21 protein-coding genes are annotated in these 25,081 nt (G+C 57.1%); 11 read left to right on the forward strand and 10 right to left on the reverse strand.

Annotated elements, in window-relative coordinates; genetic code table 11:
- Positions 1-225: 225 nt before the first annotated feature.
- A complete protein-coding gene (locus tag ACJTMZ_RS19115) occupies positions 226-1,920 on the reverse strand; it encodes an AsmA family protein (RefSeq protein WP_252011110.1) in 1,695 nt (564 codons plus the stop codon).
- Between the two features lie 118 nt (positions 1,921-2,038).
- Positions 2,039-3,430 (reverse strand): xanthine/proton symporter XanP, encoded by a 1,392-nt coding sequence (gene xanP / locus ACJTMZ_RS19120; RefSeq protein ID WP_015570053.1) that lies wholly within the window; start codon positions 3,428-3,430, stop codon positions 2,039-2,041.
- Between the two features lie 225 nt (positions 3,431-3,655).
- Here xanP and gltS point away from each other — a divergent pair, with 225 nt between their 5' ends.
- The gene (gltS, locus tag ACJTMZ_RS19125; RefSeq protein ID WP_006812438.1) at positions 3,656-4,858 is read left to right on the forward strand and encodes a sodium/glutamate symporter; all 1,203 of its coding nucleotides are present in this window, start codon (positions 3,656-3,658) and stop codon (positions 4,856-4,858) included.
- Between the two features lie 3 nt (positions 4,859-4,861).
- Here the strand turns inward: gltS and recG are convergent, their stop codons facing one another.
- From recG to gmk, 5 genes are read right to left on the reverse strand one after another with little or no spacing between them, the layout of a single operon-like run.
- The gene (recG, locus tag ACJTMZ_RS19130) at positions 4,862-6,943 is read right to left on the reverse strand and encodes an ATP-dependent DNA helicase RecG (protein WP_252011106.1); all 2,082 of its coding nucleotides are present in this window, start codon (positions 6,941-6,943) and stop codon (positions 4,862-4,864) included.
- Between the two features lie 3 nt (positions 6,944-6,946).
- Complete coding sequence (gene trmH, locus ACJTMZ_RS19135) at positions 6,947-7,636, reverse strand: tRNA (guanosine(18)-2'-O)-methyltransferase TrmH (RefSeq protein WP_003860922.1); 690 nt, start codon at positions 7,634-7,636, stop codon at positions 6,947-6,949.
- 4 nt (positions 7,637-7,640) lie between these two features.
- Positions 7,641-9,755 (reverse strand): bifunctional GTP diphosphokinase/guanosine-3',5'-bis pyrophosphate 3'-pyrophosphohydrolase, encoded by a 2,115-nt coding sequence (spoT, locus tag ACJTMZ_RS19140; RefSeq protein ID WP_003860921.1) that lies wholly within the window; start codon positions 9,753-9,755, stop codon positions 7,641-7,643.
- Between the two features lie 19 nt (positions 9,756-9,774).
- A complete protein-coding gene (gene rpoZ, locus ACJTMZ_RS19145) occupies positions 9,775-10,050 on the reverse strand; it encodes a DNA-directed RNA polymerase subunit omega (protein ID WP_000135058.1) in 276 nt (91 codons plus the stop codon).
- A gap of 54 nt (positions 10,051-10,104) precedes the next feature.
- A complete protein-coding gene (gene gmk / locus ACJTMZ_RS19150; RefSeq protein WP_006177710.1) occupies positions 10,105-10,728 on the reverse strand; it encodes a guanylate kinase in 624 nt (207 codons plus the stop codon).
- A gap of 250 nt (positions 10,729-10,978) precedes the next feature.
- Between gmk and ligB the strand changes: the two genes are divergently transcribed.
- The 8 genes from ligB to etk all read left to right on the forward strand — a co-directional run bounded on the left by ligB (position 10,979) and on the right by etk (position 21,045).
- Positions 10,979-12,649, forward strand: coding sequence for an NAD-dependent DNA ligase LigB (ligB, locus tag ACJTMZ_RS19155; RefSeq protein ID WP_047062549.1), 1,671 nt, complete (start codon positions 10,979-10,981; stop codon positions 12,647-12,649).
- Between the two features lie 704 nt (positions 12,650-13,353).
- Positions 13,354-13,650, forward strand: coding sequence for a hypothetical protein (locus ACJTMZ_RS19160; protein ID WP_017383628.1), 297 nt, complete (start codon positions 13,354-13,356; stop codon positions 13,648-13,650).
- 115 nt (positions 13,651-13,765) lie between these two features.
- Complete coding sequence (locus ACJTMZ_RS19165) at positions 13,766-14,410, forward strand: YjbF family lipoprotein (RefSeq protein WP_047062550.1); 645 nt, start codon at positions 13,766-13,768, stop codon at positions 14,408-14,410.
- Positions 14,407-15,144 carry a capsule biosynthesis GfcC family protein gene (locus tag ACJTMZ_RS19170; protein ID WP_040117050.1) on the forward strand — a complete coding sequence of 246 codons (738 nt, stop codon included), beginning with the start codon at positions 14,407-14,409 and terminating at the stop codon, positions 15,142-15,144. Before ACJTMZ_RS19165 ends, ACJTMZ_RS19170 begins: the two co-directional genes overlap by 4 nt.
- Positions 15,144-17,237, forward strand: a complete 2,094-nt coding sequence (locus ACJTMZ_RS19175) for a YjbH domain-containing protein (protein ID WP_075262134.1) — start codon at positions 15,144-15,146, stop codon at positions 17,235-17,237. Before ACJTMZ_RS19170 ends, ACJTMZ_RS19175 begins: the two co-directional genes overlap by 1 nt.
- A gap of 43 nt (positions 17,238-17,280) precedes the next feature.
- The gene (locus ACJTMZ_RS19180; protein WP_045349559.1) at positions 17,281-18,414 is read left to right on the forward strand and encodes a polysaccharide export protein; all 1,134 of its coding nucleotides are present in this window, start codon (positions 17,281-17,283) and stop codon (positions 18,412-18,414) included.
- Positions 18,402-18,845: a phosphotyrosine protein phosphatase gene (locus tag ACJTMZ_RS19185; protein WP_023295706.1), complete on the forward strand. Its 444-nt coding sequence runs from the start codon at positions 18,402-18,404 to the stop codon at positions 18,843-18,845. The genes ACJTMZ_RS19180 and ACJTMZ_RS19185 overlap by 13 nt, the downstream gene beginning before the upstream one ends.
- A 22-nt stretch (positions 18,846-18,867) precedes the next feature.
- Positions 18,868-21,045, forward strand: a complete 2,178-nt coding sequence (gene etk, locus ACJTMZ_RS19190) for a tyrosine-protein kinase (protein WP_023302881.1) — start codon at positions 18,868-18,870, stop codon at positions 21,043-21,045.
- A 26-nt stretch (positions 21,046-21,071) separates the two neighbouring features.
- Here etk and ACJTMZ_RS19195 read toward each other — a convergent pair whose 3' ends face one another.
- Both ACJTMZ_RS19195 and ACJTMZ_RS19200 read right to left on the reverse strand, forming a co-directional pair.
- Positions 21,072-21,689, reverse strand: a complete 618-nt coding sequence (locus tag ACJTMZ_RS19195; RefSeq protein WP_015570045.1) for a trimeric intracellular cation channel family protein — start codon at positions 21,687-21,689, stop codon at positions 21,072-21,074.
- Between the two features lie 208 nt (positions 21,690-21,897).
- Entirely contained in the window at positions 21,898-22,761 is an 864-nt protein-coding gene (locus ACJTMZ_RS19200) for a YicC/YloC family endoribonuclease (RefSeq protein ID WP_003860907.1), read from the reverse strand.
- A 125-nt stretch (positions 22,762-22,886) separates the two neighbouring features.
- On the opposite strand from ACJTMZ_RS19200, the gene rph reads away from it, so the two are divergent.
- Both rph and pyrE read left to right on the forward strand, forming a co-directional pair.
- Positions 22,887-23,603, forward strand: a complete 717-nt coding sequence (rph, locus tag ACJTMZ_RS19205; RefSeq protein ID WP_015570044.1) for a ribonuclease PH — start codon at positions 22,887-22,889, stop codon at positions 23,601-23,603.
- Positions 23,604-23,669: 66 nt separating this feature from the next.
- Entirely contained in the window at positions 23,670-24,311 is a 642-nt protein-coding gene (gene pyrE / locus ACJTMZ_RS19210; protein WP_015570043.1) for an orotate phosphoribosyltransferase, read from the forward strand.
- 82 nt (positions 24,312-24,393) lie between these two features.
- Here pyrE and slmA read toward each other — a convergent pair whose 3' ends face one another.
- Positions 24,394-24,990 (reverse strand): nucleoid occlusion factor SlmA, encoded by a 597-nt coding sequence (gene slmA / locus ACJTMZ_RS19215; protein WP_003860901.1) that lies wholly within the window; start codon positions 24,988-24,990, stop codon positions 24,394-24,396.
- Positions 24,991-25,081 lie beyond the last annotated feature (91 nt).

The raw sequence follows: 25,081 nt of genomic DNA on the forward strand, positions 1-25,081 counted from the left end.
CAAGGCGTTGCATAGGTCGGGTCTCAGTCCAGGGCATAGCGAGTCTCCTCTTCTATGCCAGTTATAACTGTTACCCATGTATCCGGTCTAAAGTGTTACCCATGTTTCCGGTTCATACCCTTCGCTTACCGGGCCTACGGTAATTATGCGGTCTGATGCCCTCACCCACGGTAGAAGGAACCAAAACCTCGTAGGCCGGGTAAGGCGAAGCCGCCACCCGGCTTTTTACTGTGCCGGAGCCACCGTAGACACCATCCCGCCGGTCATCTTCTGTTGCACCTGCCGTTTATCCATATTCACTGCGCTCAGCTTCCCATTCACCGTCGGCTTCAGCGGCGCATTGGCCTGCACGCTTCCGCTGGCGGTGAGCTGAATATTGCCGTCGCCTGCAATCGGCAGCGCTGGCCAGCCCCACTGCTGCAAAACGTTGAGTGGTACACCGCGCCCGTTCAGGCTCACGGTGGTTTGTCGCTGTGGCAGCTGTGACACGGTGGCGGTCGCTTCCAGGATCCCTTTCTCGGTAAAGGCGCTCAGATCGGTAATATTTACCGTTGCGGCGTTGGCATTCAGCGCCAGCGACGGGCGACGCACGTCGACGCGGTTAAAGGTTGCTGCCGCCCCGTTGAGGGTTGCGTTACCGCCCCACACGCCCCACTTGTGATCCTGCGCCAGCCGCAGATTAGCGCCATAACCGTCGAGGGAGGTGATCTGCCACGGGAACGCCGGATCGATGTCGATCACCAGGTTGCGGCTCAGGCCAAATTTTTTCAGCGTCACGCTGTTCAGCCATGCCGGGAGCGGGTCCATCCACAGCGTTTTCCAGTTTTCCGGAAGCGTATATTCCAGCCCGGCAATGGCAACGTCGTCCAGCACCAGCGCCTGACCCTCGCGCAGCCAGTTGCCGGAGGTACGCACCATGCCCCCTTCCCAGCGGGAGGTGAACTGACGCAGCACAATGCCCTGCGGGGAGAATTCCGCATTCAGGATAGGGTCAAACAGATGCAGCGAGCCGTAAATAAATTCGCTGGCGTTCATGGATAACCGTCCCTCCTGGCTTTGCCAGTCCCCTTTACTCAGGGTGAGGTTACGCAGGCTGAGATCGAGGTCGGTTACCGCCCAGTCTGGCCCCTGTAGACGGGCATCGGTCACTTCCAGCCGCCCAATCTGTAACGAAGGCAGGGTGGAGAGAGGGGCGAAGAAATCCAGCAGCGATTTGTCGCTTTGCAGACGGATCTCATTCAGACGCAGGGTGTTGATAACCCAGCCACCGTCGGCATTACGCAGAGCCGAGCCCGTCAGCGAGCCGCGCGCCATATCGGCACCGATGGTATTCAGCACCACCTCTTTGCCGTTGAGTTGTCCCTGAATCAGCACGTTGTTGGCCGGTATGCCGTTGAGCGTGAGCGACCCGGCGCTCATCTGGATTTGCGCATTTTTCCCGAGTACGTTCCCCGCCTCGGGCTGCCACGGGCTGACGCCGCCGGTCACCTTTTGCGCACTGAGATCCCACTCCGTATTCGGGCTGTTAAAGGCCATGTTATTCAGTTGCAGACGGTCGGCCTGGAACGGCAGCGGCGCCGTCTGCGGCGATAAATTCAGCGTGCCATCGAACAGGGTGATGGCATCCATATGCAGCGGGTCGGTGATCTGGCGGCTGCTTAAGCCAATATCCACTTTTTTAGCGACCAGCGTGGCCGGTTTGCCATCTCGTCCGAAGGTAACGTTCTCCAGAAGGATGTGAGAAGGGGATGAAAAGCGGTGATCCATCAGGTCAAAGTTGAGCTCGTAATCGGTATTCACCGTGATCCAGCTGCTGACCTGCGATGCGCCCCAGCGGGTCTGGAGCAGAAAATAAAAGGCGAGCACTACAATGAGCAGGGCTACCAGAAGATAGATAAGCAGCTTTCCAATAAATTTCATGGTCTTCCTTCCCGCGAAACGCACATAAGGGTGTTATGCACGATTTATGCGCAATGCTCAAGGCGGGAATGGTGTAAAGAGATGTCACGGCAGGCATTGACAGCCTGCCGTGTGGGGATCAGTTCTTTTCAGGCGGGAAAATGAGATTCAGCACAATAGCGGTAATACCGCCCGCGGCGATGCCGGAAGAGAGCAGGTTTTTCACCCAGTCCGGGGCAAACTGCAAAATCATCGGCTGCTGGGAGACGCCAAGCCCTACGGCGAGAGACAGCGCAATAATCATGATTGCGCGGCGGTTCAGCGGCTCGCGGGAGACGATACGCACGCCAGAGGCCGCGATGGTACCGAACATGACCAGCGTCGCGCCGCCCAGCACCGGCTCAGGGATGTGCTGCACAAACCCGCTCACCGCCGGGAACAGGCCGAGGACCACCAGCATCAGCGCTACCACGAAGCCCACGTAGCGGCTGGCCACGCCGGTCAGCTGGATCACGCCGTTGTTCTGGCCAAAGCAGGAGTTCGGGAAGGTGTTGAACACCGCCGAGACAAACGAGTTCAGTCCGTTCGCCAGCACGCCGCCTTTCAGACGTTTCATGTACAGCGGGCCGGAGACCGGCTGCTCGGACACGTCGGAGGTGGCGGTGATATCGCCAATGGTTTCCAGCGAAGTGATCATAAAGACCAGCATCAGCGGCAGGAGCAGACTCCAGTCAATGCCCAGGCCGTAGTAGAGCGGCGTTGGCACGGTAATCAACGCGCTGTTGGTTGGGGTGGTGTTTTCCGGCAACATGCCCAGCGCCCACGCCAGCAGGTAACCGGCCGCCATGGCGATCACCAGCGATGCCACGCGCAGGTACGGGTTACGCTGGCGGTTAAGCAGAATAATGATCGCCAGCACCACGCCTGCCAGCAGCAGGTTTTTCGGCGCGCCGAAGGTATGGTCGCTCATTGCCGCGTAGCCGCCCCCGATGGAGGTCAGACCCACCTGGATCAGTGACAGGCCGATAATCATCACCACCACGCCGGAGACCAGCGGGGTGATCACCCGGCGCGCCAGGTGCAGAACGCGGGAAATGATCATCTCTGTGCAGCTTGCCAGCATCAGGGTGCCGAAAAGCGCCGCCATCATCGTCGGGACATCTGCGCCGCCGGTTTTCAGTGCCGTACCGCCCATGATCAGCGGCGCCACAAAGTTAAAGCTGGTGCCCTGAATCGACAGCAAACCCGAGCCCACCGGACCCCAGGCTTTAATTTGAATGATGGAGGCCACGCCGGAAGCGAACAGAGACATACTGATGATGTGTTGCGTATCCTGCGCCGGTAACCCCAGCGCCTGGCAAATCAGCAGAGCCGGCGTGATGACCGCAACGAACATCGCCAGCAGGTGCTGGCAGGCGGCAAACAGGGTTTGAGGCAGCGGGGGACGATCTTCAAGGCGGTAAATCAGTTCGCTGTTTTGCTTCTGCGCAATCGGTTGCGCATCAGCAGACTCCAGAGTGTTAACAGACATCGGCGGCAATCCCACGGTGGAAAAGCGGGCATTTTAGCTGACCACCTGGTAAAAGCAAACGATTGCCAGCAAAAAAAAGAGAGAAAATCTGCCGGTGTGAGCAGGTTTTCTACAACGAACAGGAAAAAAAAATTACACTTTTCGCGCCGGCGGCTCATGACGAGCATCACCCGGCCCAGGATAACGCCGCGTGTGTATGGAACACGCGCATAACAGGAGCCTTTTATGATTCATCTCGATACGTTGTCGACCCTTGTTGCCGCAACGCTGGTTCTTCTGCTTGGTCGCAAGCTGGTACACAGTGTTTCCTTTCTGAAAAAGTACACCATTCCTGAACCTGTCGCCGGTGGATTGCTGGTGGCGCTGGCCCTGCTGGTGCTGAAAAAAAGCATGGGCTGGGAAATCGATTTTGATATGTCCCTGAAAGATCCGTTGATGCTGGCCTTCTTTGCCACTATCGGCCTGAACGCTAACCTCGCAAGCCTGCGTTCGGGCGGCAAGGTGCTGGGCGTGTTTCTGATTGTTGTGGTGGGCCTGCTGCTGATGCAAAACGCCATCGGCATCGGTATGGCGTCATTGCTGGGGCTGGATCCGCTGATGGGTCTGCTGGCGGGGTCGATTACCCTGTCAGGTGGCCACGGAACGGGCGCGGCGTGGAGCAAGCTGTTCATCGAACGCTATGGCTTTGAAAACGCAACGGAAGTGGCAATGGCCTGTGCGACCTTTGGCCTGGTGCTTGGCGGGCTGATTGGCGGCCCGGTAGCGCGCTATCTGGTGAAACACTCCACCACGCCGGAAGGCAGGCCAGACGATGAAATGGTGCCGACAGCATTTGAAAAACCGGACGTTGGCCGCAGCATCACCTCGCTGGTGATGATTGAAACCATCGCCATGATTGCCATCTGCCTAACCGTGGGCAAAATCGTTGCGCAATGGCTGGCGGGAACGGCTTTCGAACTGCCAACCTTTGTCTGCGTGCTGTTTATCGGGGTGATCCTGAGCAACGGTCTGGCGCAGATGGGCTTCTACCGCGTCTTTGAGCGCGCAGTGTCCGTGCTGGGGAACGTCAGCCTGTCGCTGTTCCTGGCGATGGCGCTGATGAGCCTCAAGCTGTGGGAACTGGCCTCGCTGGCGCTGCCGATGGTGGCGATCCTGGCGGTGCAGGCCGTGTTCATGGCGCTGTATGCCATCTTTGTTACCTGGCGCATGATGGGCAAAAACTATGATGCGGCGGTACTGGCTGCGGGCCACTGTGGGTTTGGTCTGGGAGCGACGCCAACGGCCATCGCGAATATGCAGGCGATCACCGAACGGTTCGGCCCGTCGCACATGGCGTTTCTGGTGGTGCCGATGGTGGGCGCATTCTTCATTGATATTGTCAACGCGCTGGTCATTAAGCTCTACCTGATGCTGCCGATGTTTGGCTGACCGTCAGGCGTTGGAATACCGCTCGGTTTCCGGCATCCAGCGTTCAATTAACGCTGCCGCCTGTTCGGGGTAGCGTTCATGAATATGACGCGCAAGGCGTTGTACTTCGGGGATCATGGCCTGATCGCGCAACAAATCCGCCACTTTAAATTCGGCGTTACCCGTCTGACGCGTGCCCAGCAGTTCGCCCGGGCCGCGGATCTCCAGATCTTTTTGCGCAATGACGAAGCCGTCATTGCTGTCGCGTAATACCTGCAAACGCATCTGCGCGGTTTTCGACAGAGGGGCTTTGTAGAGCAGCACGCAGTGAGAGGCGATCGCGCCACGGCCCACGCGGCCTCGTAGCTGGTGGAGCTGCGCCAGGCCCAGGCGCTCCGGGTTCTCAATAATCATCAGGCTGGAGTTCGGCACGTCCACGCCCACTTCGATGACCGTGGTCGCGACCAGCAAATGCAGCTCGCCCTGTTTGAACGACTGCATCACCGCCTGCTTCTCGGCAGGCTTCATGCGCCCGTGAACCAGACCGACGTTCAGCTCCGGCAGGGCGAGCTTTAACTCTTCCCACGTGGCTTCGGCAGCCTGCGCTTCCAGCAGCTCAGACTCTTCAATCAGGGTACAGACCCAGTAAGCCTGACGTCCTTCGTGGGTGCAGGCGTTGCGCACGCGGTCAATGATGTCGCTGCGGCGCGTGTCCGGAATGGCGACCGTTGTCACCGGCGTACGGCCCGGGGGGAGTTCGTCGATGGTGGAGGTATCCAGATCGGCGTAGGCCGTCATCGCCAGGGTGCGCGGAATCGGCGTGGCGGTCATGATCAGCTGATGCGGGTGGAAGCCCTGTTGCAGACCTTTCTCCCACAGCGCCAGACGCTGATGAACACCAAAGCGGTGCTGTTCGTCGATAATGACCAGCGCCAGGCCGTTAAACTGCACCTGTTCCTGGAAAATGGCGTGCGTGCCGACAATCATCTGCACCTGCCCGCTGGCAATGGCTTCCTGCTGCGCAAGGCGCGCTTTGCCCTTCTGCTTCCCGGCCAGCCAGCCCACTTCAATTCCCAGCGGGGCGAACCAGTTACGGAAATTGTTGGCGTGCTGCTCGGCCAGCAGTTCCGTCGGCGCCATCAGCGCCACCTGCTTACCGTGGGCGATGGCGCGCAAAGCGGCCAGCGCGGCGACCAGCGTTTTCCCGGAACCCACGTCGCCCTGCACCAGGCGCATCATCGGCACATCCAGCGCCATATCGCGTTCGATCTCGGCAGTCACCCGCGCCTGGGCGCCGGTGGGTTTAAACGGCAGTGAGGCCAGCAGCTTATCTTTGAGCTCATCACGCTGGCTTAATGGCTGCGCGTGGAAGCGCTGCGCACCTGCGCGCAGGGCCAGCATGCTCAGGTTGTGAGCCAGTAATTCCTCAAGGATAAGACGCCGTTGGGCGGGGTGTTTCCCGCTCTCTAAATCAACAAGCTGAAGCGTTGGCGGTGGACGGTGCAGGGTGCGCAACGCCTCCGGCAGGCTCATCATGCCCTGCGCCAGCTCCGGCGGCAGCAGCTCGTTAATGGCGCAGGTATCAAGCAGCTCCAGCGCCTGGTCGGTGAGCTTGCGCAGCGTAGCCTGCTTAATGCCTTCAGTGGTTGGATAGACCGGCGTGAGCGTCTCCTGTAGCTCAGGTGAGCTGAGATCGCCCTGCACGCGGTATTCCGGGTGGATCATCTCCGCGCCGTATTTGCCCCGTTTGGCTTCACCGTACGCAAGTACGCGTCGTCCAGTGACAAGGCTGTTTTTCATTGCCGCATTGAAGTTGAAAAAGCGCATGGTGAGAATGCCGGTGCCGTCGCTGATCTGGCAGGTCATCATCCTGCGTCCGCCAAAGGTGATGTTGCAGTTCAGCACTTCCCCTTCAACGGTGGCGTAAATAGCGGGCAGCAGATCGCCAATCTTATAAAGCTGAGTACGGTCTTCGTAGCGCAGGGGGAGGTGGAGCAGGAGATCCTGCACGGTGTGCAGGCCTATCTTCGCCAGTTTACTGCTTTGTGCCGCGCCCACGCCCGTCAGGCTGTTGAGCGGTATGGCGTCCAGCAGGCGGCCTTTCATGATTTACCCCGCGTACTGCATGGTGGACCACCACTCGGCATCGGCTTCAATTTCGCCCTGCGCGTTGACGTGGGGGTAAGGCAATTTCTTCTGCTTCGCAACGCGAGCCAGCACCGGATAGCCACCTTCAAACAGCAGGCGCTGCTGCTCCTCTTCAGGCAGCATGCTGTTGCTGCGCTCGTACATTCCGGCATTCTGACGCTGGCGCTGCGCTTCATACAGGATCAGCGCCGAGGCGACCGACACGTTGAGTGACTGGACCATGCCGATCATTGGAATGATGATGTCCCGATCGGCCAAATCCAGTGCTTCCTGCGTGATCCCCGTTTTCTCCTGGCCCATTAAAATGCAGGTCGGACGGGTGTAGTCGATCTCACGGAAATCCACGGCTTTAGCAGAGAGGTTGGTTGCCAGAACCTGCATGCCACGCCCTTTCAGGTGCGAGACCGCTTCACCAATAGTCTGGTGAGTTTTCACGGATACCCAGCTGTTGCTGCCTGCGGCGGTGGAGGCCATGGTACGCATACGTGCGCCAGGCCAGACGGCGTGGACTTCATGCACGCCGACGGCATCTGCGGTGCGGACGATAGCAGAGACGTTATGAGGTTTATGGACCTGCTCCATGCAGACCGTCAGATCAGGCTGACGCCTGGCGAGCATTTCGCAGATTCGCTCGTAACGTTTTGAATTCATAATGCTAGTTTCGGTTACGGGTGACTTTAATGACGTCCGGCATCACGCGGATCTTGCGCATAATATTGGCCAGATGCACACGGTCACGGGCGGTCAGGCGAATAAAGGCGCTATAAACGCGGCCATCTTTTTCTTCCGTATTCAGGCTTTGAATGTTGGATGAGGCGGTGTTGATCGCTGCCGTCAGGTTCGCCAGGGCACCCTGGTGGTTGAACATATCCACCTTGATTTCAGTGATAAATTCCTGGGCCGTCTCTTTATCCCACTCGACCGCCATGAACTTCTCAGGCTCTTTCTGATAGCCACGGATGTTACGGCAGGATTCATGGTGGATCACCAGCCCTTTACCCGGGCTGACATGCGCAATAATCGGGTCGCCCGGGATAGGACGGCAGCATTTGGCGAAGGTGATGAGCACCCCGTCAGCGCCTTTGATCGGCAGGTGACCATGATTTTGCGTGGTGGCAGGAACGGCTGTCGTTTCGCCTTGTTGCAGATTCTTCGCCACGACCACGCTCATGGCGTTGCCGAGACCAATCTCTGCCAGCAGGTCATCCAGCGAGGCGAGCTTCATACGCTCCAGCTCATGCTGAATGTTTTCTGGTGGGATCTCTGCCAGTTTGCGGCTGCCACCCAGCGCGTGATTGAGCAGACGACGCCCCAGGCTAACGGAGTCGTCGCGCTTGAGGTTTTTCAGCAGCTGGCGGATTTTTGCGCGCGCTTTTGAGCTCACGACAAAGTTCAACCAGGCGGCGTTAGGACGTGCCCCCGGCGCGGTAATGATCTCCACCGTCTGTCCGCTGAAGAGCGGCTGCGACAGCGGATAAGGCTGCCTGTCGACGCGGGCACCTACGCAGGCATGGCCGATATCGGTATGCACGGCGTAAGCGAAGTCGACCGGTGTCGCGCCCGCAGGCAGTTCGACAATGCGCCCTTCCGGCGTGAAAACGTAAATCTCATCCGGGAAGAGATCGGATTTAACGCTCTCGATAAATTCAAACGAGCTACCTGCGCTCTGTTGCAGCTCCAGCAGGCTCTGCATCCAGCGCTGGGCGCGGATTTGCGCGGTGGTGCTGCTTTCGCCGCCGTGCTCTTTATAAGCCCAGTGCGCCGCGACACCCATCTCCGCCATCTGATCCATATCTTCGGTACGAATCTGCACCTCAACAGGGACACCGTGCGGGCCAATCATGGAGGTGTGCAAAGACTGGTATCCGTTCGCTTTTGGAATGGCGATGTAATCTTTGACGCGCCCCGGACGCGGCTTGTACAGGCTGTGCATCTGCCCCAGCACGCGATAACAGGTGTCTGAATCGTGGACGATGACGCGGAACGCGTAGATATCCATGATCGAGTGAAAACGCTGCTCTTTAAGCACCATTTTGCAGTAGATAGAGTACAAATGCTTTTCGCGACCGCTCACGCGGCACGGAATGCCCGCTTCCTGCAAACGCCCTTCGATTTCAGAGAGGATCTTTTGAATCATCTCTTTACGGTTACCGCGAGCGGCTTTCACCACCTCTTTAATCACGCGATAGCGGTTCGGGTACAACGCCTCAAAACCCAGCTCTTCCAGCTCGGTTTTAATGTGATGAATACCTAAACGGTGCGCCAGCGGACTGTAAATTTCGAGGGTTTCACGGGCGATGCGGCGACGTTTATCCGGGCGAAGTGAGCCCAGCGTGCGCATATTGTGGGTGCGGTCAGCCAGTTTGATGAGAATGACGCGGATATCCTGCACCATCGCCATGATCATCTTGCGGAAGTTTTCGGCCTGCGCCTCTTTCTTGTCGCGGAATTTCAGCTTATCAAGCTTAGAGACCCCTTCCACCAGCTCGGCAACGCTTTTGCCAAACAGCTGTTCCATGTCCTGGTAGGTGGCAGGGGTATCTTCGATCACGTCGTGCAGCAGGGCGGCCATCAGCGTTTCGTAGTCGAGTTTCATCTCGGCCAGAATACAGGCCACCGCTACCGGGTGCGTGATATAGGGTTCACCGCTTGAACGTGTCTGGCCCTCGTGAGCGTCACGTGCAACGAGATACGCCTGCTGAAGACGCTTAATCTGGTCTTCAGGCAGGTAGGTTTGAATCAGTTGATTCAGGCTTTCAAACAGATACAAGGGCGACCCGCAGGTTTAATTAACGACGACCTTCAGCAATAGCGGTAACAGCTTGTAATTCAGCGGCTTCCTGCTCTTGCTGCTCCTGGCGCTCACGCACGTCGAGGATCTGGTTGTTGATCAGACCTTCTTCGATTTCGCGAAGTGCAATAACGGTGGTTTTATCGTTTTCTTCCGGTACCAGCGGATCTTTACCGCCTACCTGCATCTGACGAGCGCGACGCGCGGCGACCAGCACCAGGTCAAAACGGTTACCAATTTTCTCTACAGCGTCCTGAACAGTTACGCGTGCCATACTTAAAATGCTCCACAGGTGAAGAAATGACTGGGCATGATACTGAAAGTGGGTTCAGTCTGCCAACAGTTTGGTGATTAATGCGTCATGTCGCTGCTTCTGGCGGCTCATACGCAGACGTTCTGCGCGAAGGATAGTTTTGAGATCGCTCAGCGCGGCATCAAAATCATCATTCACAATAAGGTAATCATATTCCGCGTAATGGCTCATTTCTGCAACTGCCTGCGCCATACGCTTCGCGATAACTTCTTCGCTGTCCTGGCCGCGACCACGCAGGCGGCGATCCAGTTCATCTTTCGATGGCGGTAAAATAAAGATACTGCGCGAATCAGGCATTTTCTTACGAATTTGCTGTGCGCCCTGCCAGTCGATATCCAGGAACACGTTCACGCCGGTCGCCAGAACCTGCTCAATGGTTTCACGCGAAGTACCGTAGTAGTTACCGAAAACTTCTGCGTGTTCAAGAAACGCGTCTCTGCCAATCATCGCTCTGAATTCGTCGTGATTAACAAAGAAATAGTGTTCGCCGTGCACTTCACCCGGACGCGGTGCTCGCGTGGTGTGAGAAACAGAAACCTGCGTATCGTACAACGGTTGGGTTTTTAACAGTGCCTGAATAAGGCTGGATTTACCCGCGCCACTAGGGGCAGAAACAATATAAAGCGTGCCTTGAGCCATGAGAGTCTTTTGTATGTGTTAACGAAGAAGTCCTACATACGGGCTTATTATACACGTCGCCGCTGTGTGACGTAGCCTTTGTCACACTTTTTCCCCTGGATGATTAAATTTTGCGTGCCGTTTTCAGCTTTTACCTTCCTTTTGCTGCAATAAAAACAATGCTCTGAAGCGCGCTCGTAAAATGCAATTTTGCAGCTGGTCTGCGGCTCCCGGGCAGGGTATACCCTTCGCAAAACAGGGAGGGGTAATAATGGTGAAATGGATAAGCATACTGATGATCTTCTTAAGCAGCGGGGCGATGGCAATCTGCCCGGTCTGGTCACCGGCTAAAGCCGGGCAGGAGATCGCGGCCCTGAAGGCGCAGCTGACCCGCTGGAATGAAGATTACTGGAAGCAGGGCAGCAGCGAGGTGAGTGACGACGTTTACGACAGGCTTAACGCCCGCTTAAAACAGTGGCAGCGCTGTTTTCACGATGAACCGCTGCACGACGATCGCCCTGCCGCCAGTGGGACGGTGAAGCATCCCTTCGCCCATACCGGCGTGCATAAGGTAGAAAGCAAGCAGGCGCTAAGCCGCTGGATGGCGACGCAGCAGGATCTCTGGGTACAGCCAAAGGTGGATGGTGTTGCGGTCACCCTGGTCTACAAAAACGGCAAGCTGGCGCAGGCGATTAGTCGGGGCGACGGCTTACAGGGGGAAGAGTGGACGGCACAGGCGCGAATAATTCCCGCTATTCCGCAAACGCTGGCCGGGCCGCTTGCCAACAGCGTGTTGCAGGGTGAACTTTTTCTGCTGCGCGAGGGGCATATCCAGCAGCGGATGGGAGGGATGAACGCGCGTGCGAAGGTAGCGGGAGCGATGATGCGCGCGACCGATCGCGCAGCGCTGAAGCAGACAGGCATTTTTATCTGGGCCTGGCCGAACGGCCCAAAAGCGATGAAAGCACGCCTTTCCGCGCTGGCGGAGGCAGGTTTTACCCTGACGGCCCGCTATACCGTGCCGGTTAAAAACGCGGCTGATGTGGAGGCGCAGCGGACGGCCTGGTTTAAGGCTTCGTTGCCCTTCGCCACGGATGGCATTGTGGTTCGCGCCTCGGCAGAGCCGCCGGGCGAGCGATGGCTGCCGGGGGAAGGGAGTTGGGTCGTCGCATGGAAATACCTTCCTGTGGCCCAGGTGACGGAAGTCAAAGCGATTCACTTTACCGTTGGCCGTACCGGGCGGATCACCGCGATTGCGCAGCTTGAGCCGCTGATGCTCGACGATAAACGCGTACAGCGCGTCAGCTTAGGGTCGGTTAACCGCTGGCAGAGGCTGGATATTGCCCCCGGCGATCAGGTGCTGGTAAGCCTGGCGGGACAAGGTATTCCCCGGCTGGATAACGTGGTGTGGCGCAATGTGGATCGCCGTAAACCGCAGCCGCCCTCATCGCGCTATAACGGTTTAACCTGTTTCTATGCCTCCCCGGAGTGCATGGAGCAATTTTTTGCCCGGCTGACGTGGCTAAGTTCCAGGCAGGCGTTAGATATCGAAGGAGTGGGCGAATCAGGATGGCGGACCCTCTATCAGGCGCATCGGTTTGAGCACCTCTTCTCCTGGCTACAGCTCACGCAGGCGCAGCTCACCGCGACGCCGGGGATATCGGCATCGCATGGCGCTGCGCTGTGGCATCAGTTTAACCTGGCGCGGGAGCGACCTTTTATCCGCTGGATCACCGCGATGGGAATACCGCTGGCCCGGTCGACGCTCAAGGCGGCAGGGGATCGCACCTGGCAGGCGCTGATTCAGCGAAGCGAAGCGGAGTGGCGGATGCTGCCGGGTGTCGGGCAGGAGAAGGCCCGCCAGATCGTAAACTGGCTGCATCAGCCTCAGATTGATGCCCTGGCAAAATGGCTGGCCGCAGAGCACATCGGTGGATTTTAATCTGCGTGCGCTCCTGAACAGACTGGCGAGGGGGCACACTTCCGCTGCCGTGAATAGCGTATTTATGAGACGCGGTTTATATACGCAATAATTATGAATATAAATGAATTATTCATGGTAAATATATTTTGAGGAAATATTATCCCTGAACCCAATTTCAGAATTTGCTCTGCTTGCGTTTTTATTTTCTTTGAGAGAACGGCTTAATTGATCTCAATCACTATTAATCGAGGGCAATAGCCGGGAATGAAGGAGTTATAGGCAATGCAGCCTGAGTATTGTTCGTATTTTTGCTTTTAATTTCAGCTGTTTAACTATTTTATTAATAATATGTTGAGTGTTTTCTGGTTAACAATTAGTCATATTTATTCTGCCGGAAATCATTGCGTCAAATTATTATAAGAATTATCTTATCCAAAATTTTTAAGGTAGTTACCGCTGGGGTGCATTTCGCATCACTTCTGCGTTTTCCTTTCTTTTTGCACCCCGTGAGGGAGTTAACTATCTGAACTCCAATTGAAGCAATTAAGGGTACCGAAATATATCCTGGCGGTTTATATGCGCTGGTGTTCAGAGCCCAGGGCTTTTACATGGATGATTTTCCGTCCCTGTCGGGCCGGAATTCAGCCCCGGGCTTTATGCCCGTTAACCGGGACCTGGTTTCCAGGTGCTCATATTTTCCTTCATTTGAATGAGGACCAAAAATGAAAAGGACGCTTTGTACAGTGCTGACGGCACTCACGCTGGCGACTGCCCTGCCTGCTATAGGCGCTACCACCGAAGCAGGTAGTACCAGCGCAGCAACAACCGGTACAACAACCGGAGCAACGGTGGGAACTACCGCTGGCACTACGGGGGGACTGGCGGCAGGCGCGATTGGGACAACCGCTGTTGTCACCACCGCTGCGATTGCCGGCGTAGCGACGTTAGCCGTTGTCGCGGCAAGCGACAGTGGCGATGACTCAGGCAATGGTACTTCCACGACGACAGTTACCCGCTAAGGCTGGTGCGCAAGGCGATATAGCCTTGCGCTGAACAGCGCAACGACTTGACCCGGTGGCGATATCAAAGCCGGGTATTTGATTGATTTCAATGTTATTTAATCAAGGATTTCTGGTGAGACTGTTTATTCTGCTCATCATGACTCTGCTGATCCAGGGATGTACGCCGAGCCAGCAGAGCATTATTGAGACCTTTAACGCCAGCCTGGACGGGCGCCAGGATGTGACGGTAACGGACGGGCAGATTCAGGTGCTCCCATACTCAACCATGTACCTGCGTCTGGATAATGGCCCGAGGATCCTGGTGGTTCTCGGATACATCGAACAGGGAAACAGTAAGTGGTTATCGCAGGATAATGCGATGATCGTCACGCATAACGGTCGCCTTATCCACACGCTCAAGCTCCCTTATAACCTGCTTGAGGTAACCAACCTTGAGCACGATCCGCTGCGCCACACGCCGCAGCTCCGCGACGGCAGCCAGTGGTCGCGCGATGTGCGCTGGCAGGAAGAGGGGCGGTATCGCTCCGTACACCTGACCTCGCGCTTCTCCCTGAGCGGGACGGAAAACCTGACCCTTGCCGGAAACACGCTACGTTGTCAGGTCTGGCAGGAGACGGTGCAGGCCGACGGCCTCGATCGTCGCTGGCATAACACCTTCTGGATTGATTCCGCCACCGGCCAGGTACGCCAGAGCGAACAGATGCTCGGCGCGGGCGTATTCCCTGTCACCATGACGATGTTGAAGCCCGCCCCATGAACAGACTCAGAAAATGGTTACCTGGCGTAGGGCTATCTCTCTTCAGCCTGCCCGCCTTATGCGCAAGCGTCGTTACCGTGCATCAGCCGGGCAAAACGTGGTCTGCTGGACAGGCCGATACGCTCTCCCGGCTGGTCACCCAGCCGCAGCTGAACAACGTCTGGTGGCAGGGCGCTGTCATCGCAACCCCTTCCGCCACGCGGCGAGCGCAACAGACGCAACAGCAGGTGCTGGCGTCGCTTTCAGCCTGGCAGAATCGCGCCGATGACGAGCGGATCGCGACCATTCGCACTGTCGCTACACAGATCCGCTCCCTGCGGATCGTCGGGCGGCAGTTTGTCAGCCTCGATCCAGACGCCGTGCGTACCGACGCCCGCGGCGATCGTTCCCTTGAGGGCCGTTACGATCTGTGGCTCTCGCCTGCGCCCCGCACCGTCACGCTGATGGGGGCGGTCGCCACACCGGGGAAACTGGCCTGGCGACCGGGCGCAAGCATTAGGGATTACTTACAGGGGCAGCTGCGGCTGGCTGGCGCCGACAGGAATAACGTGACCGTTATCGATCCTGACGGCAGTAGGGTTGTTGCGCCGGTGGCGTACTGGAACGCACGCCATATTGAAGCAGAGCCGGGCGCTGTTCTGTGGGTGGGGTTTGATCCCCGGGCGGTGCCGGACGATTTTACCGGTCTGAATGAGCAAATCGTTGCGCTCCTGACGCGGCGGATACCTGACTGATGAACAAACTTTTTTTACTGAGCGGCCTTGCTCTGGCGATCTCTTCTGCCTGCCACGCGGAGCTGCGTACCTGGCCCGATCCGACCGGACCTTCACAGTCCGACTTTGGCGGCACCGGCCTGATGCAAATGCCCGACGCGCGCTTTGGCCGGGAAGGGGAATTCAGCGTCAACTACCGCGATAACAACCAGTATCGTTTTTACTCCTCTTCGGTCGTGCTCTTTCCGTGGCTGGAAGGGACGATTCGTTATACCGACGTCCGCACCCGCAAATACAGCAGCGACGAGGATTTCAGCGGCGATCAAAGCTACAAGGATAAGTCATTCGATTTTAAGGTTCGTCTGTGGGAAGAGGACTATAGCCTGCCGCAGGTGGCGCTCGGCAAGCGCGATATTGCGGGCACCGGCCTGTTCGACGGTGAATATCTGGTTGCCAGTAAAATGGCCGGACCGGTCGATTTTACCTTTGGAATAGCCTGGGGATATCCCGGTAATAGCGACAACGTGGGTAACCCGCTGTGCCACGACAACAATAAGTATTGCACCCGCGGCGAATCACATGATGCCGGGGATATCAGCTTTAGCGATATGTTTCGTGGTCCGGCGTCGCTGTTTGGCGGCCTCCAGTATCAGACGCCCTGGCAGCCCCTGCGCCTGAAGCTCGAGTATGACGGCAACAATTATGCCGATGATTTTGCCGGCTCCATTAAGCAGTCGAGCCATATCAACGTGGGGGCAGTCTATCGCGTTGCCGACTGGGCCGATCTCAACCTCAGCTACGAGCGCGGCAATACGCTGATGTTTGGCTTCACCCTGCGGACCAACTTTAACGATCTGCGCCCCGCGCTGCGTGATAACCCGAAACCGGCCTGGCAACCGGCACCGGCAGGCGAGACGCTGGACTATACCTCGGCGGCAAACCAGCTCACCGCGCTTAAGTACAACGCAGGCTTCGATGCGCCGGAGATCCTTCAGCACGGCAATACCTTATACATGACCGGCGAACAGTATCGCTATCGCGATCCGCGCGAAGCGGTGGATCGCGCCAACCGTATTCTGATCAATAACCTGCCCGACGGGGTCGACACGATCGCTATCACCCAGCGGCGTGACCATCTGCCGCTGGTCACGACGCAAACCGATGTCACCAGCCTGCGCAAACAGCTGGCGGGACAGCCGCTCGGCCAGGAGGAGGCGCTCAGGCAGCAGCGCGTCGAGCCTGTGGATACCACAGCGTTCGGGCGCGGCTACCGTATTCGCGCCGATCGCTTCAGCTACAGCGTCAAACCGACGCTGGCGCAGTCGCTGGGCGGTCCGGAAGATTTCTATATGTTCCAGGTGGGGGTGATGGCCAGCGCCAGCTACTGGCTGACCGATCGTCTGCTGCTCGACGGCGGCGTGTTCGCCAACCTCTATAACAACTACGACAAGTTCAAATCCTCGCTGCTTCCCGCTGACTCCAGCCTGCCGCGCGTCAGAACCCATATTCGCGATTATGTCAGCAATGACGTCTACATCAACAACTTACAGGCCAACTATGTCGATGCGCTGGGGCACGGCTTCTATGCCCAGATTTATGGCGGCTACCTCGAAACCATGTACGGCGGCGTGGGAGCAGAGGCGCTCTGGCGCCCGCTTGATAGCGACTGGGCGCTGGGCGTGGATGCGAACTACGTCAAGCAGCGCGACTGGGACGACATGATGCGCTTCACCGACTACAGCGCGCCAACCGGATTTATCACCGCCTACTGGAACCCGGCGAAGCTCAACAGCGTGCTGATGAAGCTGAGCGTCGGGCAGTACCTGGCGAAGGATAAAGGCGCCACCCTCGACGTCGCGAAGCGATTCGACAGCGGCGTGACGGTAGGCGCCTGGGCGGCGCTGACCAACGTCTCGAAAGAGGATTATGGCGAAGGTGGCTTTAGCAAAGGCTTCTACATCTCGATCCCGCTTGATCTGATGACGATCGGCCCAAATCGCAACCGGGCGGTGGTCTCGTGGACGCCTCTCACGCGTGATGGCGGCCAGATGTTAGGCCGCAAATATCAGCTCTATGACATGACGTCAGAACGCGAAACCCCGGTAGGGCAGTAGTACCGGATGAAACAGGCATTACTTAACCAGATGATTTTCCTGAATGAAAAACGTTAAATTTTCCGTGCTTGCGTTGGCTATGATGGCGTTAAGCGGTTGTACTATCGTACCGGGCCAGGGACTTAGCACCCCAGGCAAAGATATTATCGATCTGCCTGACAGCAATTACGATCTGAATAAGATGGTCAACGTCTATCCGCTCACGCCGGGGCTGGTGGAGCAGTTGCTGCCTGGCAAAGTCGACTCCTGCGCGAATCCTGAACTGGATCGCCAGCTCCAGAACTACCAATATCGCATCGGCGTCGGCGACGTACTGATGGTTACCGTCTGGGACCACCCGGAGCTGACCACCCCCGCAGGTCAGTACCGTAGCGCCAGCGATACGGGCAACTGGGTAAATGCCGATGGCACGATCTTCTACCCCTATATCGGCAAAATCCGCGTCGTCGGCAAAACGCTGGCCCAGGTGCGCGATGAGATCGCCGCCCGGCTGGACTCGGTGATTGAGAGCCCGCAGGTGGATGTCAGCGTCGCGGCGTTCCGCTCGCAAAAAGCCTACGTGACGGGCGAAGTGGCTAAGTCGGGCCAGCAGCCCATCACTAACATTCCGCTGACCATAATGGATGCGATCAATGCGGCAGGCGGCCTGACGTCGGAGGCGGACTGGCGCCACGTGGTGCTGACCCATAACGGCCAGGACACGCACATTTCTCTCTACGCGCTGATGCAGCGCGGCGATCTCACCCAGAACAAACTCCTCTATCCGGGCGATATTCTCTTCATTCCCCGTAATGACGACCTGAAAGTGTTTGTCATGGGCGAGGTGGGTAAACAGAGCACCCTGAAGATGGACCGTAGCGGCATGACGCTGGCGGAAGCGCTGGGTAATGCGCAGGGCGTGAATCAGGATATGGCCGACGCCACAGGGATCTTTGTGATTCGTCCGTTGCAGGGCAAGCAGAACGGCAAAATCGCCAACGTCTACCAGCTTAACGCCCGGGATGCCACCGCGATGGTGTTGAGCACCGAATTTCAGCTTGAGCCTTACGACATCGTCTATGTCACCACCGCGCCGCTGGTGCGCTGGAACCGCGTGATCTCTCAGCTTGTGCCGACCATTACCGGCGTACATGACCTGACTGAAACAGGGAGATATATCAGAACATGGCCAAACTAACGTTTAACGCCATCCTGGTGATCTGTACCGGCAATATCTGCCGCTCTCCCATTGGGGAACGGCTGCTGCGCCGGCTGCTTCCCGCCGCCCGGGTCGATTCAGCGGGAATTTGTGGCCTGGAAGGGCGCACCGCCGATTCACAGGCGACAGAGATCGCCGCCGAACGCGGCACCCTGCTTGAGGGCCACGTGGCGCGCAGGCTCACCGCCGCCATGGTGCGCGACTACGATCTGATTCTGGCGATGGAGCTGGAACATATCGAGCAGGTCACGGCTATCGCACCGGAGGCGCGCGGCAAAATGATGCTCTTTGGTCACTGGACGGGCAGAAAAGAGATCCCGGACCCCTACCGTAAAAACCGGGACGCATTTGAATATGTTTATGGGCTGCTGGAGCAGGCCAGTCTGGAATGGGCGAAACGGCTCAGTTAATCACACGGGATAGTTACGTTTTATGTCAACAAATAACCTTCACGCCCATGATGCGTCTGCCGCGAATAACGAGATCGATCTGGTGCGCCTGTTGGGTGAGCTGCTCGACCATCGAAAATTTATTCTCATCCTTACCGCGCTGTTCACGCTGGCGGCACTGCTTTATGCGCTCTTTGCCACACCAGTTTATCAGGCCGATGCGCTGATACAGGTGGAACAGAAGCAGGGCAACGCGCTACTCAGTAACCTTAGCGAGTTCATCCCTGACTCCTCGCCTGAGTCGGCGCCGGAGCTTCAGCTTCTCCAGTCGCGCATGATCCTCGGTAAAACGATTGATGACCTGAACCTGCGCACGCAGGTAAGTGAAAACTATTTTCCCCTTGTCGGACGCGGCTGGGCGCGGCTCACCGGGCAACAGCCTGGCATCGTCGATATCCGTATGCTCAATCTTCCCCCTGTCGCGGGCCGGGCGCAAAAGCTGACGCTGACCGTCGGCGAGAAGGGCCACTATCAGCTGGAAGGCGATAACGTGACGTTACAGGGCGTCGTGGGACAGCCGCTGAGCGCGGCGAATATCGCCATTACCATTGCCGCTATCCAGGCGAAGCCGGGCACGCAATTTACGATTACACAGCTGAGCGAGCTGGAGGCCATTGACGCGCTACAGCTGCGTTTTTCCGTGAGCGAGCGCAGCAAGGACAGTGGGATGCTTGGCCTGACCATCACGGGGGAAGATCCCGATGAGATGGCGCGCGTGCTTAACTGCATCGCCGATAACTATTTACAACAGAACGTGGCTCGCCAGGCGGCGCAGGATGCGAAAAGCCTGCAATTTTTGAAGCAGCAGCTTCCGCAGGTGCGCAGCGAGCTGGACCAGGCCGAGGAGAAGCTCAACCGCTATCGCCAGCAAAATGACTCCGTTGACCTGAACCTGGAGGCAAAAGCGGTGCTGGAGCAGATTGTAAATGCGGACAATCAGCTCAATGAACTGACCTTCCGGGAAGCGGAAATTTCGCAGCTCTACAAAAAAGATCACCCCACCTACCGGGCGCTGATTGAGAAACGCCAGACGCTGGAGCAGGAAAAAAACCGCCTGAATAAACGGGTATCGTCCATGCCGTCAACCCAGCAGGAGGTGTTGCGCCTGAGCCGTGATGTGGAGTCGGGACGCGTTATCTACCAGCAGCTGCTTAACCGCGAACAGGAGCTGAGCATCGCCCGGTCGAGCGCAATTGGTAACGTCCGCATTATCGATCCGGCCGTGACCCGGCCGCAGCCAGTCAAGCCGAAAAAAGCGCTGGTCGTCGTTCTGGGGGTTCTCCTGGGTCTGTTCGTCTCTGTGGGCTGGATCCTGGCGCGCAGTATGCTGCGTATGGGCATTGAAACGCCGGAGCAGCTGGAGGAGCATGGGATTAACGTCTATGCCACCGTACCGCTGTCGGAATGGCTGGCTAAAAAGATGCGTTTGCGCAAAAAAGACTTTATGTCCTCAGGGCTGCGCCATAAGACCAAACATATCCCCTTCCTGGCGGCGGATAACCCGGTCGATCTCTCCGTGGAGGCGATTCGCGGCCTGCGCACCAGTCTGCATTTTGCGATGATGGAGTCAGCGAACAATATACTGATGATCTCTGGCGCCACGCCTGACAGCGGTAAAACCTTTGTCAGCAGTACCCTGGCGGCCGTCGTGGCGCAGGCGGGCCAGAAAGTGCTCTATATTGATGCGGATATGCGTCGCGGGTATGCCCATGATCTGTTTAAGCTCGACAATACCTGCGGCTTATCGGAGATGTTGTCCGGTAAGGCGGAGTATACCCAGGGCGTTCAGACCTTCGATAAAGGCGGGTTCGATACCATCGTGCGTGGGCAGATCCCCCCTAATCCGGCGGAGCTTCTGATGCATACGCGTTTCCAGCAGCTTCTGGACTGGGCGAATGAACGCTACGATCTGGTGATTATCGATACGCCACCGATCCTGGCGGTCACCGACGCGGCTGTCGTCGGCCGTCGCGCAGGCACCACGCTGCTGGTCGCCCGCTTCGGGATGAACAGCGTGAAGGAGATGCTGGTCTGTGTACAGCGTCTGGAGCAGAGTGGCGTCAATACCAAAGGGGTGATTCTCAACGGCGTCGTTAAGCGGGCAAGCAACGCTTACGGCTACGGCTATCATCACTACGGTTACAACTACTCGAGTAACTGATTATCCGGCGCCTGCCCGTTCTGACATTAATGCGCATTGTGTTTGTAATGAAAAACGGGAAGGCCCAGCTTAAGGCGCAATGCCAGCATACGCGCGGTGAAGCCAAACAGCAGGGTGGAGATAACCACCACATCGTGGCTGGTGACATAGTGCTGCAAGGCGACATAAAGCACTGCCGCGGCAAAGGAGATGCCGGCATACAGTTCCTTCTGGAAAACCAGCGGGATACGTTTGCAGAACATATCCCGCAGCACCCCGCCAAACACGCCCGTGATCACGGCAGCAATGGTGGCGATAACCGGGCCTTCACCCATATCGAGAGCGATCTGCGCGCCGATGATGGAAAAAACAATCAGCCCAAGCGCATCCAGCACCAGGAACACGCGGCGCAGATGAGGCATCACCGGGGCCACAATCGTGGTTAGCACGGCTGCCGTTGCCACGATAATGACGTACTCAGGGTTTTTTACCCAGCCGAGCGGATAATGGCCAAGCAGGATATCGCGCACGGACCCGCCGCCGAGCGCGGTGGCCGTGGCAATAATAATCACGCCGAAGGTGTCCATACGGCGACGTCCGGCAGCGAGCGCGCCGGTCATGGCTTCTGCGGTAATGCCAATAAGATAGAGAATGTGAAGCAGCATAAACCCTCCGGAATGAAGAGGAGGAGATTAGCGATTTGTGCGGAAGATCACGATTGAGATTTTCTAAGGCGAGGGGGTTTGCCCTACAGAAATTTATCAACGCATGCCTGGCGGGCTTGTGATAAGGCGGGAGGAAAAGAAAGTAAGGCTAAATAAGGATTAGAAAAAGTAATGGGTGGTGTGCGAGGCAACACCACCCTGAAAGGAATTACTCGATATTCTGGATCTGCTCGCGCATCTGCTCAATCAGGACCTTCAGCTCAATCGCTGAATTGGTTACCTCTGCATTGATAGACTTAGACGCCAGCGTGTTCGACTCGCGGTTGAACTCCTGCATCATAAAGTCGAGACGGCGGCCTACCGCTTCTTTCTTCTTCAGAATGTTGTAGGTCTCTTTAACGTGCGCTTCCAGACGATCCAGCTCTTCAGCCACGTCCACACGCTGCGCCATCAGCACCAGCTCTTGTTCCAGACGGTTGTTTTCCAGCTGAACTTCCGCCTCTTCCAGTTTGGCGACAAGACGCTCACGCTGCCATTGCAGCACTTCTGGCATATGAGCGCGCACTTTAGCGACTTCGGCGCTCACGCCTTCAAGGCGTTGCTCAATCATCGCTTTCAGCGCCTGGCCTTCGGTTTCGCGGGCAACGATAAAGTCGTCCAGCGTGCCGTCGAGTGCAGCCAGGATTTCAGCGGTAATCGCGTCCAGATCCTGCTCTCCGGCGGCCATCACGCCAGGCCAGCGCAGAATATCAACCGGGTTGATCTCGCCTTCATCGCTCTGCATTTTGACCCAGTTCGCCGCATTAACCAGCTGTTTTGCCAGCTTTTCGTTCAGGATCAGTTCGCCCTGTGCACTGGCATCGGGCTCAAAACGCAAATTACATTCCACTTTCCCGCGGGTCAGACGCGTACGGATACGCTCACGCACCACAGGCTCCAGGCTGCGGAACTGTTCCGGCATACGGAAATACGTTTCCAGATAGCGCTGGTTTACCGAGCGCATTTCCCAGGTAGCGCTACCCCAGCTACCCTTGATTTCACGCCGGGCGTAGGCGGTCATACTGCGGATCATAGACATTCCCGTTTTTAAAGGAGAGATGGGGGGATTATAGCTTTCAGGGGCTTCTCAGGATAGGAATAAGCGTCCTTTATCCGTATAATGCGCAGCCACATTCGTTTCAAGCCGGAGAATCCATCATGCGTCCAGCAGGTCGTAGCGCCAACCAGGTGCGTCCCGTCACCCTGACCCGTAACTATACAAAACACGCTGAAGGCTCCGTGCTGGTTGAGTTTGGTGACACCAAGGTGCTTTGCACCGCGTCCATTGAAGAGGGCGTGCCTCGCTTCCTGAAAGGTCAGGGCCAGGGGTGGATCACCGCCGAATACGGTATGTTGCCGCGCGCAACCCATACCCGTAATGCCCGTGAAGCGGCAAAAGGTAAGCAGGGCGGCCGTACTATGGAGATCCAGCGCCTGATCGCGCGTGCGCTCCGCGCCGCGGTTGACCTGAAAACGCTGGGTGAGTTCACCATCACGCTGGACTGCGACGTGATCCAGGCCGATGGTGGCACGCGTACGGCCTCTATTACCGGTGCCTGTGTGGCGCTGGCAGATGCCCTGAACAAGCTGGTTGCCGCCGGTAAGCTGAAAACCAACCCAATGAAAGGGATGGTTGCTGCTGTCTCCGTTGGTATCGTTAACGGCGAGGCGCTTTGCGATCTGGAATACGTTGAAGATTCTGCCGCAGAAACCGACATGAACGTGGTGATGACCGAAGATGGTCGCATCATTGAAGTGCAGGGTACGGCAGAAGGCGAGCCATTCACTCACGAAGAACTGCTCACCTTGCTGGCGTTGGCCCGAGGGGGAATCGAATCTATTGTAGCGACGCAGAAAGCGGCGTTAGAAAATTGATTTTAAGGCGACCAATGAGTCGCCTTTTTTTTGCCTGTAAGACTGAAAAGACAAAGGAGCAAATCCATGAAATCGTATCAGCGCCAGTTTATTGAGTTTGCGCTTAACAAGCAGGTACTTAAGTTTGGCGAGTTCACGCTGAAATCCGGGCGTAAAAGCCCGTATTTCTTCAACGCCGGGCTGTTTAATACCGGGCGCGACCTGGCACTGTTAGGCCGCTTCTATGCCGAAGCGCTGGTGGATTCCGGGATTGATTTTGACCTGCTGTTTGGCCCCGCGTACAAAGGCATTCCAATTGCAACCACCACGGCGGTAGCGCTGGCGGAGCACCATGACCGCGACGTACCGTACTGCTTTAACCGTAAAGAGGCCAAAACCCACGGTGAAGGCGGCAATCTGGTAGGCAGTGCGTTGCAGGGGCGCGTGATGCTGGTGGATGACGTGATCACCGCAGGTACCGCGATCCGTGAATCGATGGAGATTATCCAGGCTAACGGCGCAACGCTTGCGGGTGTGCTGATTTCGCTCGATCGTCAGGAGCGCGGGCGCGGCGACATCTCTGCTATTCAGGAAGTGGAGCGCGATTATGGCTGCAAGGTCACGTCGATTATCACGCTGAAAGACCTGATTGCGTATCTGGAAGAGAAGCCTGAGATGGCTGATCATCTGGCGGCGGTGCGTCAATACCGCGAAGAGTTTGGCGTATAATTCAATTGCCCGGTGGCGCTACGCTTACCGGGCCTACCCGTTCGTAGGCCGGATAAGGCAAAGCCGCCATCCGGCGATGGCGTTACTGTAACTGAGCAGCCACTAACGGCCAGCGGGCGTCAAAATCGTCCGTTGGTCGATATTTAAACTCGCTGCGCACAAACCGGGAGAGCATCCCTTCGCAAAAAGCCAGGATCTGGCTTGCCAGCAGGGTCTCATCCGTATTATATCCCTCGCCTTCCCGCATTTTCTTCTCGCGCAGAACCTGACGCAGCTGGGCTTCGATACGCTCAAAAAGCTGGTTTATACGGCCTTGCAGACGATCCTGTTCAAACATCAGCGCGTGGCCGGTCAGAATACGGGTCAGACCCGGGTTACGTTCACCAAAGCCCAGAATCAGCAGCACAATCAGACGCAGACGCGTGCTGGTGTCTTTTTCATCCTTCAGAATCAGGTTGATGCGCGTGATCAGGCTGTCTTCGATAAACTCGATCAGGCTGTCAAACATCCGGGTTTTGCTCGGGAAATGACGATACAGCGCCGCCTCTGACACGCCCACAGAGGCCGCCAGTTTTGCGGTGGTGATGCGTTGACTGCCGTCGCTGGATTCAAGCATCAGAGCCAGAGATTGAAGTATTTCTTCGCGACGATTCCTTTTCGCGGTTTGTTTTTCTGCCATGTTACAAAATACCCCTGAAAATAAGCACTTGTCAGGCTGGCAACCACACAGCGACCCGCAAACTGACGTTTGCGGTTTGTTATTGCATTAT

This window comes from Enterobacter sp. DN (assembly GCF_046054285.1).
Lineage (GTDB): Bacteria > Pseudomonadota > Gammaproteobacteria > Enterobacterales > Enterobacteriaceae > Enterobacter > Enterobacter hormaechei_C.